Source organism: Arthrobacter sp. KBS0702 (genome assembly GCF_005937985.2).
Lineage (GTDB): Bacteria > Actinomycetota > Actinomycetes > Actinomycetales > Micrococcaceae > Arthrobacter.
This window is the reverse complement of record NZ_CP042172.1, coordinates 106872-122110: the sequence shown is the minus strand read 5'-3', so window position 1 is coordinate 122110 and position 15239 is coordinate 106872. Positions and strand designations below refer to the sequence as shown.

Sequence of the window (15239 nt, the reverse complement as noted above, 5' to 3'; positions counted from 1 at the left end):
GAAGCCTAGCCGGGATGGCCGTCAGGCCCCAGATCCGTCACCCCGCCCTGGAAGGGCTCCTGTCCGGGGACGCCCTGGGCGTGCGGGGGCAGGGCGTCCAGCGGTTCTTCGAGCCGGGCCTCCTTGGCTTCCTCCTGGGCCTCCCGCTCGGCCTTCTCGCGGCGGGACTCCACCGGGCCGACGGCCTGGATCGGCCGGCTTTCCTTGGAGAGCCAGATCTCGCGGAAGTCGCGCTTGCGGATGTTCGTGAAGACGTGGGCGATCTCCTGCTGGTTCAGGGTTTCGCGTTCCAGCAACTCGAGCGCCAGCTGGTCCAGGACGTCGCGGTTCTCGGTCAGGATGGCGTAGGCCTCGTCGTGCGCACCCTCGATCAGGCGGCGCACCTCCTCATCCACGACGTAGGCGATCTGGTCCGAGTAGTTGCGCTCGTGGCCGGCGTCGCGGCCCAGGAACGGCTCCCCGCCGCCCTGGCCGAGGCGCACGGCGCCGACGCGCTCACTCATGCCGAACTCGGTGACCATCTTGCGGGCGATCCCGGTGGCCTTCTCGATGTCGTTGGACGCACCGGTGGAGGGGTCGTGGAAGACGAGTTCCTCGGCCACCCGGCCGCCCATGGCGTAGGCCATCTGGTCAAGCAGTTCGTTGCGGGTCACGGAGTACTTGTCGTTCTCCGGAACCACCATGGTGTAGCCGAGGGCGCGGCCGCGCGGCAGGATGGTGATCTTGGTGACGGGGGCCGAGTTGCGCAGCGCCGCCGCGACCAGGGCGTGGCCGCCCTCGTGGTAGGCGGTGACTTTGCGCTCGTGTTCCTTCATCACTCGGCTGCGCTTCTGCGGGCCGGCCATCACGCGGTCGATGGCCTCGTCGAGCGCGCGGTCATCGATCAGGTTGGCGTTCGAGCGGGCGGTCAGCAGGGCGGCCTCGTTGAGGACGTTGGCCAGGTCCGCACCGGTGTAACCCGGGGTCTTCTTGGCAACGGCCCGCAGGTCGACGCCGGGAGCCATCGGCTTGCCCTTGGCGTGGACCTTCAGGATCTGGTCGCGGCCGATCAAGTCCGGGGCCTCGACGGAGATCTGGCGGTCGAAGCGGCCCGGGCGGAGCAGCGCGGGATCGAGCACGTCGGGGCGGTTGGTGGCAGCGATCAGGATGACGTTGGTCTTGACGTCGAAGCCGTCCATTTCAACCAGGAGCTGGTTGAGGGTCTGCTCGCGTTCATCGTTGCCGCCGCCGATGCCGGCACCGCGGTGCCGTCCGACGGCGTCGATCTCGTCCACGAAGATGATGGCCGGCGCGTTGGCCTTTGCCTGCTCGAACAGGTCGCGGACACGGGACGCGCCCACGCCGACGAACATTTCAACGAAGTCGGAGCCGGAGATCGAGAAGAAGGGAACGCCTGCCTCGCCTGCGACGGCACGGGCCAGCAAGGTCTTGCCGGTACCGGGAGGGCCGTACAGCAGCACGCCCTTGGGGATTTTGGCGCCCACGGCCTGGAACTTCGCCGGTTCCTGGAGGAATTCCTTGATTTCTTCGAGTTCCTCGACGGCCTCGTCGGCGCCGGCGACGTCGCTGAAGGTCACCTGCGGCATATCCTTGTTGACCATTTTGGCCTTGGACTTGCCGAACTGCATGACCTTGGAGCCGCCGCCCTGCATCCGGGAGAGCAGGAACCAGAACAGCACGCCCAGCAGCAGTACCGGGACCAGCAGGGAGAACAGGCCGGAGAACCAGTTGGTCTCGACCGGCTGGTCGGTGAAGCCGCTCGGCGGCTTGGCGTCGGTCACGGCCTTGACGACATCCTGCGCACGGGCGTTGACGAAGTAGAACTGGACGTTCTTGCCCTTGTCCTGCCCGTCGACCTGCAGGTTGTCCTTCAGGACCAGGTCCACGCGGTTCTCGGCGTCGAAGATCTTGGCCTGCTCGACCTTGCCGCCGTCGGTCAACAGCGCCAGGCCCTTGTCCGTGTCGATGCGGGCCGAGCCGCCCGGGGCCAGGGTGGCAAAGGCCAGCAGGAGCATGCCGATAACAACGACAATCCAGATGCCCGGGCCCTTGAAGAAACTCTTAGCTTTCATCTGATCGGGGGCTGGCCCCGTCCCTCCTGGTAGTGCTGCACGGCGACCGATCTGCGCGCGTGGGTGCTGCGTCAGGTTCTAGCTATACACCGTCGCAGTGACTCACGCACGGTCAAGGCTAAAAGTTCCCTGTCGGCGTAGCGGAGGGCTGTGCGGGTGCAGAACTGACCCGCCGCCGGGCCGGAGGGAAGCCGCCGGGCAGTCGCGGGTTTACTCGTAGACGTGCGGCGCGAGGGTGCCGACGAAGTCGAGGTTGCGGTACTTTTCGGCGTAGTCCAGGCCGTAGCCGACGACGAATTCGTTGGGGATGTCGTAACCGACGTACTTGACGTCGATCTGGACCTTCGCGGCGGTGGGCTTGCGGAACGCGGTGCAGATCTCCACCGAGGCCGGGCCGCGGGACTCCAGGTTGGTCTTGAGCCACGAGAGCGTGAGCCCGGAGTCGATGATGTCCTCGACGATCAGGACGTCCTTGCCCATCAGGTCGGTGTCGAGGTCCTTGAGGATGCGGACCACGCCGGAGGACTGGGTGCCGGAGCCGTAGGAGGAGACGGCCATCCAGTCCATCGAGACGTGGCTGTGCAGTGCACGGGCCAGGTCGGCCATGACCATGACCGCACCCTTGAGCACACCGACGATCAGCAGATCGCGGCCTTCGTAGTCCTTGTCGATCTGGGCAGCGAGTTCAGTGATCCGGGACTGGATCTGCTCCTTGGAGTAGAGAACGTGCTTGAGGTCTGCCTGGACGTCGTTTGAATCCACCAATGGCTCCTGTGTAGATGCGGGTGCGACTAATTTTGGGGCGGTTTTTGAGGCCGGAATACAAGCTTCCCACAGCGGGCGCCCTCGCGGGGAACGCCGCCCGCGCCGGACTGCCCCGCCTCGGTCAGCTGGGCGAGGGAGAGGCGGTAGACGCTTACGCCGCCGGGCAGCTCCACCGGCCCGGCGGATCCCTGCCGGCGCAGCAGGGCTTCGGCGGCCAGCAGCCGCTGGTAGCTGGGTTGTTGGCCTCCGACGGCGGCGGCCGCCTTGGCGATCACCCGGAACCTGATCGCCGGCGCCAGGTCGCGCAACGCGGCCTCGGGCAGGCTGAGCTCCGTGCCGGTGCGCTCCTGCAGCCGGTCAAAGGTGTCGCTGGCCACATCCTCGAGGTAGTCGGCGTCGAGCTGCAGGATCGACGCCGTCCTGGCCAGCGACTCGGCAACCCCCGGGCCGAGCTTCTCCTCCAGCATCGGCAACACCTGGACCCGGGTCCGGGACCGCGCAAACGAGGGGTCCTCATTGCTGGGGTCATGCCACGGATCCAGTCCCTCGACGGAGCAGATTTCCAGCGTCTCGGCCCGGCGCAGGCCCAGGAACGGCCGCAGCAGGCGTCCGCGGACCGGCCGCATCCCGGCCAGCGAGCGGGTTCCAGAGCCGCGGGCCAGGCCCAGCAGGACCTGTTCGGCCTGGTCGTCCAGGGTGTGGCCCAGCAGGATGGCCGAGGCGCCGGTGTCGTCGGCGCACGCCTCGAGGGCCGCGTGCCGGGCGTCCCGGGCGGCGGCTTCCGGGCCCATCCCGGTGGGGGCGACGTCAACGACCCTGACCTGGACCGGCGCGAGTCCCAGCTCCCGCAATGCCGTGGCCGCCGCGGCGGCGACGCCGGCGGAGCCGGGCTGCAACTGGTGGTCCACCACGACGGCGCCGACAGCGACGGGATGCCCGTCGACGTGGCCGCGGCGGGCGAAGTAGGCGGCGACGGCGGCAAGCGCGAGCGAGTCGGGCCCGCCGCTGCAGGCCACGAGGACCCGCGCGGGGTAGCCGGCGTCGGCGAGGGCGTCCTGCAGCATTTTCCGCGCCTTGCCGACGACGGGCGCGAGCCGGCCGGGCCGGCGTCGTCCGCCGGGAACCGCCGGCTGGCCCGGTTGGGTGGGGGCAGGCACGCGGACTAAAGCCCCATCCGCTCGAGCCACAGCTTCGAGTCGTGGATTTCGGGTTCGGTGGGGAGGTGGTCGGCGGACTCCCAGACCCGGTTGAAGCCTTCCATCCCGGCGGCGTCGACCACTTCGCGGACGAACTTCGAGCCGTCGCTGTACTGCCGCATCTTCGCGTCCAGACCAAGCAGGCTGCGGATGAACTTCTCGATGGCGCCGCGGTCCTTGCCGCGGGCGTTGAAGCGCTGCCGGATGGTCTTGACCGAGGGGACGATGCTGGCGTCGACGGCATCCATGACCACGTTTGCGTGGCCCTCCAGCAGGCTCATGACGGCCGTGAGGTGGGAGATCGCCGCCCGCTCCTCGGGGTCCTGGAGCAGGTCCAGGATGGCTCCGCGGCCGGGGGCTGAACCCGGGGCGGAGCGGTCCCGGAGCGATTTCGCGGCGGCGGCAGCGCGTTCCATGATGGAGTCGACATTACCCAGCAGGTGGGCGCTGAGATCCTCGATCTGGTCCAGCATGTGGTGGCGCAGCCAAGGGGCGGCAGCGAACTGCACCCGGTGGGTCTGTTCGTGCAGGCACACCCAGAGCCGGAAGTCCTCGGGCGCCACGTTGAGCTCGCGTTCCACCGAGATGATGTTGGGCGCCACCAGCAGCAGCCGGCCCGCGGCGGGGGCCGTGGAGTTCGTGGCCAGGGCGGAGAACGGGTCGTACTGGCCCAGGACCTTGCTGGAGAGGAAGGCCAGGATGGCGCCCAGCTGGCTGCCGGTGATCGCGCCGCCGACGCTGGCCGCGCCCGGGCCCACGGTCCCGCGGCGGCTTTCGAGCATTTTCTCGATTGCCGGCTGCAGCATCACGGCGAAGCTCTGGGTGTTGGCCTTGGCCCAGGAGGCCCGGTCCACCACCAGGACGGAGGAGTCGCGGAGGTCCCGGGCCGCTTCCAGTCCGGTGATGTCATGGACGTGCGGCACGGAAATGTCCGCCATGAGGCGCAGGTTTTCGACGGCGGCGCCGATCTCCCCGGATCCCAGGGACGGGCCGGCCGGGGTCAGCCGCGCCGCCGTGGAGGCCGCCAGCTCCCAGTTGATGAGGGCCTGGGCTGCCTGGCTTGGTGTCTGGGCTGATGTCTCGCGCGAAGAGGACTCCATAGCCCCCATCAGATCACAGTGGCCCGGGGATGCGCCTTAAATGCGTCGGCCGGCGAACGTCGCGGCCGGTCCCCGCCGTTTCGACGGTTCCCCGCAGGTTAGATGTGCCTGGGCAGCGAGTGCGCAGGGAACCGTCGAAACGGCGCAGCCTCAGCGGCACCCGCAGGCAGCCAGGGCCGAGGCGGTGCGGTCCAGGGCCGCCTTGTTGCCGGCCGCGCCCGGCGTCAGGTTGTTCCCGATGAAGGAGAAGACCAGCAGCCGGCCGTCGGCGTCGACCACGTAGCCGCTGAGGGCGATCACGGTGTTCAGCGTTCCGGTCTTGGCCCGGACCAGTCCGGCGCCCCGGGAGGTACTGGTGTCCGTGTACCGGCTGCCGAGCGTCCCGGTCAGCCCGGCCACCGGGAAGCCGGCCAAGGCGGAGCGAAGCCTGCTGTCCGTGCCCGTGGTCATCGCCCGGACCACGGCGGAGAGCTGCCGGGCCGAGACCTGGTTCGCCAGGGTCAGCCCGGCGAGATCGGCTGCCCGGAGCGTTGCCGAGGGGATCTTCAGCTCCTCGAGCTGCTGCAGCACGGCGGCGACAGCGCCCTCGTTGCTGGCGGGTTTGCCGCTGGCCGCTGCCACCATCCGGCCCATGACTTCGGTGAGGTAATTGTCAGAGGTGCGCAGCAACAGGTCCACCTGCTGGCCGACGGTGGCCGACTCGACTTCGGCCAGCACCTTGTTGGCGTGGCCGGCGTCGTCCGGTGTTTTTTCGGTGGCCGGCACCCTGGCGACACCGGGAGCCACGGTGAGTCCCGCGGCGGCGCCGGCCGACGCGAGCCGGGCCGCGAACGTCTCGGCGGCTGCCATGGCGGCGTCCACCGGCCGGGGCCCGGTGGTGCTGCCCGGTTCGAAGCGTGCCGAGTTCAGGGCAAGCGGGAACAGCGGGGCCACCTCGCCGGCGGCGACATCCTCCGGGCTCCAGGCCGGGCTCAGCGGCGGTCCGGTGAACAGGGAATCGTCCAGCAGCACGGTCACCGGGCCGGAGACGCCCGCCTGCTGGAGGGCACTGACGGTGGACTGCGCGAGGGTCGCGAGCCCGGCATGGCCCAGCACGGCATCCGGCGCCGACTCCCCCGCGCCCAGCAACACATCCCCGCCGCCGGTCAGGACAACGGTGCCGGGTGTGGCGCCGGCGACGACCTTGGTGCTGAAGCGCCGGTCCGGGCCAAGCGTGCGCAGCGCGGCGGCGGCGGTCAGCAGCTTGATATTCGAGGCCGGGGCCCGGACCTCGTCGCCGGCCCGGTCGAAGAGGACCTCACCGGTGACGGCGTCCTGCACCACCCCGCTGAAGGACCCGGCGCCGTCGGTCTTCAGGGTGGCATTGAGCTGGGCGGCGAGCGCCGCCGCATCCGGCACCGGCGCCGCGTCGCTAAGCGGCCGTGCACCGCCGCCGCTCGGGCCGCCGGCGCCCGGAGCGCTCAGGGTGGCGGGAAGCTGCTGCCAGGGCCCGGCTGCCGCAGGTTCCTGCGGCCGGGCGGGCCCGAGGAAGCCGGGACTGATCGCCGCGCCTGCGGGGAGAATGAGCGCCACCACCAGGAGGGTCAGGAGCAGCATCGGGAGGATGCGGCCAACCCTTCCGAACGCCGGAGCGGTGGCGGCGCGGCGCTTACTGCGTGTCATGCTGCTGCTGGTCCTTAGTCCCGAAATGTCCCCACTAGTTCCTGAAACCTGGGCCTGTCGCTATATCCTCAATAGTAGTCGGCGGCACCGGCACTGCTTTTTCTGGGCCTCACGTGTGCCGCGCACCCCCTGAATCCGTCGAGGAGCATTCCATGAAGCATGACGTGACCATCGAGATCCCCAAGGGATCGCGCGTCAAGTACGAAGTCGACCACGAGACCGGCCGCGTCCGCCTGGACCGCGTCCTGTTCACCTCCATGCAGTACCCCACGCACTACGGTTTCTTCGAGAACACCCTGGGCGAGGACGGCGACCCGCTGGACGCCCTGGTGCTGCTGCAGGACTTCGATCTGCACCCCGGCGTGATCGTCGAGGCCCGCCCGATCGGCGTTTTCAACATGACCGACGACGGCGGCGGGGACGCCAAGGTCCTCTGCGTGCCGGCCGACGCCCGCTTCGACCACATCAACGAGATCAGCGATGTCAGCGAATACCTGATCAAGGAAATCGAGCACTTCTTCACCCGGTACAAGGACCTGGAGCCCGGCAAGTGGGTCAAGGCCGAGGGCTGGGGCGACCGCGCCGCGGCCGAAGCCGAGCTCGAAGCCTCGATCAAGCGCTACGTCCCGGGCGCCGGACACTAGTCCCTCCCCGCCACGCGCGAACGTACACTTGAGGCCCCCGAATCCAAGGATTTTGGGGCCTCAAGTGTACGTTCGCGCTTTGCCAGCCGCGGGTCAGAATTGTGTGAAATTGTTGGTTCATGAACGCCGAGCCTGCCTTTAGTCCGCCCTGCGGCCCGGTCACCGGACGGCGCGACGGCGACGTGCTCCGGGCCATGGGCATTCCGTACGCGACCGCTGCGCGCTTCCAGCCGCCGGTCAGCGCACCCGACTGGACCGAGGTCCTCCCGGCCACCTCGCCCTCCCCCGCCTGCCCGCAGGCCCCGGTCCCGTTCCTCGATGACATCCTCGGCACCCGGTACGGCGAGCTGCCCGGCAGCGAGGACTGCCAGCGTCTCTCGATCACCCGGCCGGCGAACCTGCGCGACGGCGAACGGGTGCCGGTAATGGTCTGGCTGCACGGCGGCTCCTACACCTCCGGTTCCGGGGACCTCGCGATTTTCGACCCCAAGGCCCTCGTCGCCGAAAACCGCGTGATCGTGGTCTCCGTGACGTACCGCCTCGGCCTGTTCGGCTACCTGGCCACGGGCACCGGCCGGCCGGCCAACCTCGGACTCCTGGACCAGCTCGAGGCGTTCCGCTGGGTGCAGCGCAACATCGGCGCGTTCGGCGGCGATCCGGACAACGTCACGGCTTTCGGCCAATCCGCCGGCGGCGACGCCGTAGCGCACCTGATGTCGACGCCGGAGGCGCCCGCCCTGTTCCGGCGCGCGATCATCCAGAGCGCCCCGCTGGGCATCACCCGGGGCCGGGCAAAGATGAGCGCCGCGATGGGCGTGGCCGCCGAGGCCGTCACCGAAGACACCCCGGCAATGGACGTCGTCGAGATTGAAGGGCACGTCTCCCAGGTGGCCCGGAAGTACGGACTGATCGCGGCCATGCCGTTCGGCACCCAGTACGGGCATGCCCCACTGCCGCCGGAGAGTGGCATTGAGGCCGCCTGGAACTCGACGGCCCCCGGAATCGAGGTCCTCATCGGGCACACCTCCGAGGAGGCCCGGATGTTCCTGCCGCGCAACCGCGCCGTCAGCCGCCTCGGCCGGGTCCCGGTGGTCGGGAACGCCGCTGTGAAGGCCATCAACTGGGCTGTGACCGAGGCGGTGTACGGCCGGGGGGCCCGGAAGTTTGCCCGGCGGCATGCCCGGGCCGGAGGGAGGGCCTACCGCTACGTGCTGTCTTGGGCCGCGCCGGGAAACCCCTACGGCGCCGCGCACACCGTGGACCTGCCGCTGCTGTTCGGCGACGAAAAGACGTGGGCCGGAGCCGGACTGCTCGCCGGCGCCACGTGGGAGGACATCAACGCCCAGGGTCGTGAACTCCGCGCCATGTGGGCCCGCTTCGCTGCCGGCCGGGGCCTGGAGCGCCGCGGCGGGATTCCCGGCGCCCTCCGGTACCGGGCGGTCTGAACGGTGCCCGCGCCGAAGCCCGGCCAGGGCGGCACGCGGTGAGGACCCTCGGCGTCGACCTCGCCGCGGCCACGAAGAAGACCGCGGCCGCCGTCGTCGAATGGGGCGATGGCGCCGCCCGCCTGACGCACCTGTCGCTCGGCGTCGACGACGGCGAGATCGTCCGGCTCTTCGCCGCGAGCGACCTGACCGGAATCGACTGCCCGGTGGGCTGGCCGGACGCCTTCCTGCCCTTCATCGCCGGCCACCTTGCCGGCGACGCGCAGCCCGTGCTGGACCACGACGGAATCGAGGGCCGCCGCTTGCTGGCCTACCGCGACACCGACCGCTTTGTCACCGCCCGGACCGGGCTGATCCCGCTCAGTGTCTCCGCCGACCGGCTGGCCCACCCGGCGATGCGCTGCGCCGTCATCCAGGCCAAGATCGCCCGGGACCACGGACCGCAGGCACGGGACGGCAGCGGCCGGCTGGCAGAGGTCTACCCGGCGGCGTCCCTGAAGTCCTGGGGCCTGCTGGCCCGCGGCTACAAAGGACGCGGCGGCGCGGAAACGCAGCGCCTCCGCGAGCTGCTGGGCGTGCTCACGCGCGCGGCACCCTGGCTGGACCTGGCCGGCCACGACGAGCAACTGGCCGGCTCCGACGACCTGTTCGACGCGCTCATCGCCTCCCTGACCGCCCGGGCCGTGGCGCTCGGCAGCACGCTCCGCCCCGACGCCGGCCACGCCCGGGCCGCACGGACAGAGGGCTGGATTCATCTGCCCGTCGGCGGCCTGGACGCCCTCCCCGGCCCCCGGCCGTAGCGGCCCGCTTCCGGGCGCGCGCAGCCCGGGCCGGCTGCCGGCGGCTAGCCGGCGGCTAGTCCGCGCCGAGGGTCCAGCCGCTGATCTCCTTCGCGTCCTCGCCGTGGGCCCGGGTGTGGTTGTGCGCCCGGATGCGGCGGTCCTGCAGCGACTGGCGCAGCAGGGAATGCCGCTCCGCCAGTCCCGGCACCCGGTCGATCGCGTCGATGGCGAGCTGGAAGCGGTCGATCCCGTTCAGCATGGCCATATCGAACGGCGTCGTTGTGGTGCCTTCCTCCTTGTAACCGCGCACGTGCAGGCCCTCCTGGTTGGTGCGGCGGTACGCCAGCCGGTGGATCAGCGAGGGGTAGCCGTGGTAGGCGAAAATGATCGGCTTGTCCGCGGTGAAGATGCCGTCGAAGTCCCGCGACGTCAGCCCGTGCGGGTGTTCCGCGGCGTCCTGGAGCCGCATCAGGTCCACCACGTTCACCACCCGGATCTTCAGCCCCGGCACCCCCTCCTTGAGCAGCTCGGCCGCGGCCACAGTTTCCACCGTGGGGACGTCCCCCGCGCAGGCCAGCACGACGTCGGGCTCCTCGCCGGGGACCTCGGAGCCGGCGAATTCCCAGATGCCCAGCCCGCGCTGGCAGTGGTGCGCCGCGTCGGCCGGCCCCAGCCAGGTGGGCGAGGGCTGCTTGCCGCTGACGACGATGTTGACGTAGTCCCGCGATCCGAGGCAGTGCTCCATCACCGAGAGCAGGGTGTTGGCGTCCGGCGGCAGGTAGACGCGGATGACCTCGGCTTTCTTGTTCACCGCGTGGTCGATGAACCCCGGGTCCTGGTGCGAAAAGCCGTTGTGGTCCTGCTGCCAGACATGCGAGGAGAGCAGGTAGTTCAGTGAGGCGACGGGCTGGCGCCACGGCAGCTCGCGGTGGACCTTGAGCCACTTCGCGTGCTGGTTGAACATCGAGTCGACGATGTGGATGAAGGCCTCATAGCAGCTGAACACGCCGTGCCGGCCGGTCAGCAGGTAGCCCTCCAGCCACCCCTGGCACAGGTGTTCGCTGAGGACCTCCATCACCCGGCCGGCGCGTGCCAGGTGCTCGTCGAGTTCCTCGATCCGGTATTGCCAAACCTTGTCCGTGACCTCAAAGACGTCTTGCAAGCGGTTCGACGCCGTCTCGTCCGGGCCGAAAAGCCGGAAGGTTTCCGGGTTGAGCGAGATCACGTCCCGCAGCCATGCACCGAGGGTGACCATGGCGCTGATCCGTTCCCGGCCCGGCTGGGCGACGTCCACCGCGTGGTCCGCGTAACCGGGGAGCTTGAGGTCGCGCAGCAGGATGCCGCCGTTGGCGTGCGGGGTGGCGCTCATCCGCAACTGCCCGGCGGGGGCGTTCGCGGCGACATCGGGCCGGAGCCGGCCCTCACCGTCGAACAGTTCATCCGGGCGATAGGACTGCAGCCAGCGGCCGAGTTGCGCAAGGTGCTCCGGGTTGGTTCGCACCTCGGGGAGGGGCACCTGGTGGCTGCGCCAGGTGCCTTCCACCTGCAGCCCGTCGACCATTCTCGGCCCGGTCCAGCCCTTGGGCGAGCGCAGCACGATCATCGGCCACGCGGCGGCGGGAGCGTCGTTGCCGGCAGCGCCGCCGGACGGTGCTGCGACTCTGCGGGCCGCCTGGATGGACCGGATGTCGGCGAGGCAGCGGTCCAGTGCGGCGGCGAAATCCCGGTGCGCCGCCGCGGTGTCCTCCGGATCCGCGACCGTCACGAAGTGCGGCTCGTGCCCGTAGCCGCGCAGCAGCTGCTCCAGCTGGGCCTCGGGCATGCGCGCCAGGATCGTGGGGTTGGCGATCTTGTACCCGTTCAGGTGCAGGATCGGCAGCACAGCCCCGTCCGACGCCGGGTTGAGGAAGTTGTGGGAGTGCCAGCTGGCGGCCAGCGGTCCGGTCTCCGCCTCGCCGTCGCCGATCACGACGGCGGTGACCAGCCCGGGGTTGTCGAACACGGTGCCATAGGCGTGGGCCAGCGAGTACCCGAGTTCGCCGCCTTCGTTGATGGAACCCGGGGTTTCCGGAGCGGCGTGGCTCGGGATGCCGCCGGGGTAGGAGAACTGCCGGAACAGCTCGGCGAGCCCGTCCGCGTCGGGTCCGACGTTGCTGTAGATCTCCGAGTAGGTCCCCTCCAGCCAGGCGTTCGCGACGACGGCCGGGCCGCCGTGGCCGGGACCGGCGACAAACAGCATCTCCTGCTCGTCCCGGCGGATGACGCGGTTCAGGTGGGCATAGATGAAATTCAGCCCCGGCGTCGTGCCCCAGTGGCCGAGCAACCGGGATTTGGTGTCCCCGGCGCTGAGCGGCTCGCGCAGCAGCGGGTTGGTGCGCAAATAGATCTGGCCCACGGAAAGGTAGTTCGCGGCCCGCCACCACCGGTCCACGAGCCCGAGCTCTGCGTCGTCGGCCGTGTCCGCGGCCCCTTGCCCGGTCTGCTCATCCAACCCATCAGCCACGCGAGTGCTCGCTTCCGTCCGTGCCGCCGGCGGCGGCGTCCTCCCCCATCGCAACATCTCCGTGGGCTGGAAACAAGCCCGCCGGGGCCCCGGGCGGGGGCTGTGGCGGGTCTGTTACGGGGGCTGCACCGGGTACTTGCCTCCACTTGGGCAAACGGTAGTCTGTCATCCAGTATGTTCACGCTGACCATCAACCAAACCGACAGCCGGCGCGACGGCGACAAGGTGCCGCAGCTCCTCAAGGACCTGCGGCACATTCCGGCGCGCCTGGATTTCGACCGCTCGGTGGAGGACGAAGTGCAGGGCATCCTGGACTGCCCGCGCCAGACGGTGGAGGCTGCGCTGGTCGCCCTGCGGACCGGCGCCTGGTATGTCAGGATCGGCGTGGGCCCGGTCAACGAACCGCTGCCGAACCAGATCAAGGACGCCTCCGGGCACGGCCTGGTCTACGCCCGCCGGGCCGTGGACCGGCTGCGGAACGGCAAGGAGCGCGTGCCGGTGGCGGTGGAGGGCCCGTTCGCCGACCTGGCCGCCGAGGCCGAGGCCGTCCTGCGGCTGCTGGGCCACATCGTGCACGACCGCAGCGCCGCCGAGTGGCGGGTGCTGGATCTGCTGACCCCCGGCGTGCGGGGACAGCAGAAGGCCGTGGCCGAGGAACTGGGGATCACCACCCAGGCCGTCAGCAAGGCCGTGGCCCGGGCCCAGTGGAACGAGGAACACGCGGCCCGCCCGGCCGCGGCCCGGCTGCTGGCCCTGATCCTCGACGTCCGCTAGGGCCGGAATCTAGCGGAGGATGCTGCGCAGCACGTGGGCGGCGCCGTCGTCGTAGACCGAGTGGGTGACCTCGTCGGCGGCGGCGATGACCTCGGCGGGTGCCTGGCCCATCGCGACGCCGCGGCGTGCCCAGGTGAGCATCTCGATGTCGTTCCGGCCGTCGCCGACCGCCACCGTGCGGTGCGCCTCGATGCTCAACCGTCCGCGCAGCTGTTCCAGGGCGCTGGCCTTGGTCACGCCGGCGGCGGCAATGTCCAGCCACGCCGTCCAGCCCACGGAGTAGGTGACGCCGGCGAGGCCGACGTGCCGGATCGCCGCGTTGAATTCCTCGGGGGTGTTCTCCGAACTGAACACCACCACACGGACGGCGGTGGCCTCCAGCATGGTCTGGAAATCGACGCCGATCGCCTCGACGCCGAAGCTGGCGTCCTGGAAGCGTTCGGTGGAGAGGAAGTTGCCGTTCTCGTCCTCGAGCGCGTATTTGGCGGAGGGCAGCCGCTTGCGCAGCGCCCGGAGCGCGGGGCCGGGGTCGAACGTGGCCTTGTGCAGCACCTCGTAGCCGTCCGCGAGCCCGGAATCCACGCGCAGGGTCACGCCCCCGTTGGAACAGACCGCGTAGCCGTATTCGATGCCGATGTGCTCGATGATGGGCAGCGTGGCGTTGAGCGAGCGGCCGGTCGCGATCATCACCTCGTGCCCGGCGGCCACGACGGCCTGGGCGGCTTCCCGGACGGGAACGGACATGTGCCCGTCGTGGTCGACGAGGGTTCCGTCGACGTCGAGGGCGATCATCATTTTTTCGTTTGCATCTCGCTGGTCATCGTTGCCAGCGACTGAGGCTTCAGTCATTGTTGTCATTCCACAAGTAGAGCAGACACCGCCGACGCTCGCTAGGACGCGCGCCACAGCGCCGCGTGAAGCCTTGGTGAACAGCGTCCGACGGCGTCCGACGGCGTTTGGCCCGGGGACGGGTTGGCCTGGGGACCGGTTGGCTAGAGGACGGGGAGCACCGTCATGCCGCCGAGGTACTTCTGCAGCGCCGCCGGGACGTTGACCGAGCCGTCCGGGTTCTGGTGGTGCTCCAGGATGGCGACGATCCAGCGGGTCGTGGCGAGGGTGCCGTTCAGGGTGGCAACCGCGCGGGTGCCCTTGGGCGCACCGTCCTCGTTCAGCACGCGTTCGCGGATGTTGAGGCGGCGGGCCTGGAACGTGGTGCAGTTGGACGTCGAGGTCAGCTCGCGGTAGGCGCCCTGGGTGGGGACCCAGGCCTCGCAGTCAAACTTGCGGGCAGCGGAATTGCCGAGGTCCCCCGCGGCCGTGTCGATCACGCGAAAGGGCAGCTCGCACTTGGCCAGCATCTCCTCTTCCCAGGCCAGCAGGCGCGCGTGTTCGGCGGCGGCCTCCTCGACCGTGGTGTAGATGAACATCTCCACCTTGTTGAACTGGTGCACGCGGATGATGCCGCGTGTGTCCTTGCCGTGTGAACCGGCCTCGCGGCGGTAGCAGGAACTCTGCCCGGCGTAGCGGATCGGGCCGCCGGTGAGGTCCAGGATTTCGTCCGCGTGGTAGCCGGCCAGGGCCACCTCGGAGGTCCCCACCAGGTACAGGTCGTCCTCCGCGAGGCGGTAGATCTCGGCGTCGTGCTTGACGTCGAACCCGGTGCCCTGCATGGTTTCCGGGCGGACCAGCGTCGGGGTGATCATGGGGACGAAGCCGGCGTCGATGGCCTGCTCCATGGCCATCTGGAGCAGCGCCATCTCCAGCCGGGCGCCCACGCCGCGCAGGAAGTAGAAGCGTGAACCGGAGACCTTCGCCCCGCGCTCCATGTCGATGGCGCCGATCAGCTCGCCGATTTCCAGGTGGTCCTTCGGCTCGAAGTCGGGGAATTCGCGCGGCGTCCCGACCGTCTTGACCACCACGTAGTCGTCCTCGCCGCCGGCGGGTACGCCGTCCTCGACGAGGTTGGGAATACCGCGCAGGAGCTCCTCCTGGGCGGCCTGGGCGACGTCGGCCTCCGCCGAAGCTTCCTTGACCGAGGCGGCGAGGACCTTGACCTCTGCGAGCAGCGCCTGCTTTTCCTCGCCCTTTGCCTGCGCCACCTTCTTGCCGAAGGCGTTCTGCTCGGCGCGCAGGTTTTCGAAGCGGATCAGCGCCGCGCGCCGGGCCGAATCCGCGGCGATGATCGCGTCCACCACGGATTCGTCGGCGCCGCGGGCGCGCTGGCTGGCACGGAACTTGTCCGGATTTTCGCTGAGGTCTTTTACGTCGATCACCAGATAAGAGTATCGAATCCGGG

General features: G+C 69.8%; 12 protein-coding genes. 4 read left to right on the top strand and 8 right to left on the bottom strand.

Features of this window, described 5'->3' with window-relative positions; translation table 11 throughout:
- Positions 1 to 5: 5 nt before the first annotated feature.
- From ftsH to dacB, 5 genes are all read right to left on the bottom strand, one after another.
- On the bottom strand, positions 6 to 2072 hold the full coding sequence (gene ftsH / locus FFF93_RS00590; protein ID WP_138767801.1) for an ATP-dependent zinc metalloprotease FtsH: 2067 nt from the start codon (positions 2070 to 2072) through the stop codon (positions 6 to 8).
- A gap of 210 nt (positions 2073 to 2282) precedes the next feature.
- Positions 2283 to 2834: a hypoxanthine phosphoribosyltransferase gene (hpt, locus tag FFF93_RS00585; protein ID WP_138767802.1), complete on the bottom strand. Its 552-nt coding sequence runs from the start codon at positions 2832 to 2834 to the stop codon at positions 2283 to 2285.
- Between the two features lie 29 nt (positions 2835 to 2863).
- Positions 2864 to 3901, bottom strand: a complete 1038-nt coding sequence (gene tilS, locus FFF93_RS00580) for a tRNA lysidine(34) synthetase TilS (RefSeq protein WP_186372198.1) — start codon at positions 3899 to 3901, stop codon at positions 2864 to 2866.
- Positions 3902 to 3999: 98 nt separating this feature from the next.
- The gene (locus tag FFF93_RS00575) at positions 4000 to 5133 is read right to left on the bottom strand and encodes a zinc-dependent metalloprotease (protein ID WP_138767803.1); all 1134 of its coding nucleotides are present in this window, start codon (positions 5131 to 5133) and stop codon (positions 4000 to 4002) included.
- Between the two features lie 150 nt (positions 5134 to 5283).
- The gene (dacB, locus tag FFF93_RS00570; protein WP_138767804.1) at positions 5284 to 6795 is read right to left on the bottom strand and encodes a D-alanyl-D-alanine carboxypeptidase/D-alanyl-D-alanine-endopeptidase; all 1512 of its coding nucleotides are present in this window, start codon (positions 6793 to 6795) and stop codon (positions 5284 to 5286) included.
- 152 nt (positions 6796 to 6947) lie between these two features.
- Between dacB and FFF93_RS00565 the strand changes: the two genes are divergently transcribed.
- The 3 genes from FFF93_RS00565 to FFF93_RS00555 all read left to right on the top strand — a co-directional run bounded on the left by FFF93_RS00565 (position 6948) and on the right by FFF93_RS00555 (position 9684).
- Positions 6948 to 7439 carry an inorganic diphosphatase gene (locus tag FFF93_RS00565; protein ID WP_138767805.1) on the top strand — a complete coding sequence of 164 codons (492 nt, stop codon included), beginning with the start codon at positions 6948 to 6950 and terminating at the stop codon, positions 7437 to 7439.
- A 119-nt stretch (positions 7440 to 7558) separates the two neighbouring features.
- Positions 7559 to 8884 (top strand): carboxylesterase family protein, encoded by a 1326-nt coding sequence (locus FFF93_RS00560; RefSeq protein ID WP_138767806.1) that lies wholly within the window; start codon positions 7559 to 7561, stop codon positions 8882 to 8884.
- A 38-nt stretch (positions 8885 to 8922) separates the two neighbouring features.
- Positions 8923 to 9684: a DUF429 domain-containing protein gene (locus FFF93_RS00555; protein ID WP_138767807.1), complete on the top strand. Its 762-nt coding sequence runs from the start codon at positions 8923 to 8925 to the stop codon at positions 9682 to 9684.
- A 55-nt stretch (positions 9685 to 9739) separates the two neighbouring features.
- Here the strand turns inward: FFF93_RS00555 and FFF93_RS00550 are convergent, their stop codons facing one another.
- Positions 9740 to 12157, bottom strand: a complete 2418-nt coding sequence (locus FFF93_RS00550) for a phosphoketolase (protein ID WP_261375221.1) — start codon at positions 12155 to 12157, stop codon at positions 9740 to 9742.
- 186 nt (positions 12158 to 12343) lie between these two features.
- On the opposite strand from FFF93_RS00550, the gene FFF93_RS00545 reads away from it, so the two are divergent.
- Complete coding sequence (locus tag FFF93_RS00545) at positions 12344 to 12943, top strand: MarR family transcriptional regulator (RefSeq protein WP_138767809.1); 600 nt, start codon at positions 12344 to 12346, stop codon at positions 12941 to 12943.
- Between the two features lie 9 nt (positions 12944 to 12952).
- Here FFF93_RS00545 and FFF93_RS00540 read toward each other — a convergent pair whose 3' ends face one another.
- Both FFF93_RS00540 and serS read right to left on the bottom strand, forming a co-directional pair.
- Entirely contained in the window at positions 12953 to 13801 is an 849-nt protein-coding gene (locus FFF93_RS00540) for an HAD family hydrolase (protein ID WP_138767810.1), read from the bottom strand.
- A gap of 134 nt (positions 13802 to 13935) precedes the next feature.
- Positions 13936 to 15216: a serine--tRNA ligase gene (gene serS, locus FFF93_RS00535; protein WP_138767811.1), complete on the bottom strand. Its 1281-nt coding sequence runs from the start codon at positions 15214 to 15216 to the stop codon at positions 13936 to 13938.
- Positions 15217 to 15239 lie beyond the last annotated feature (23 nt).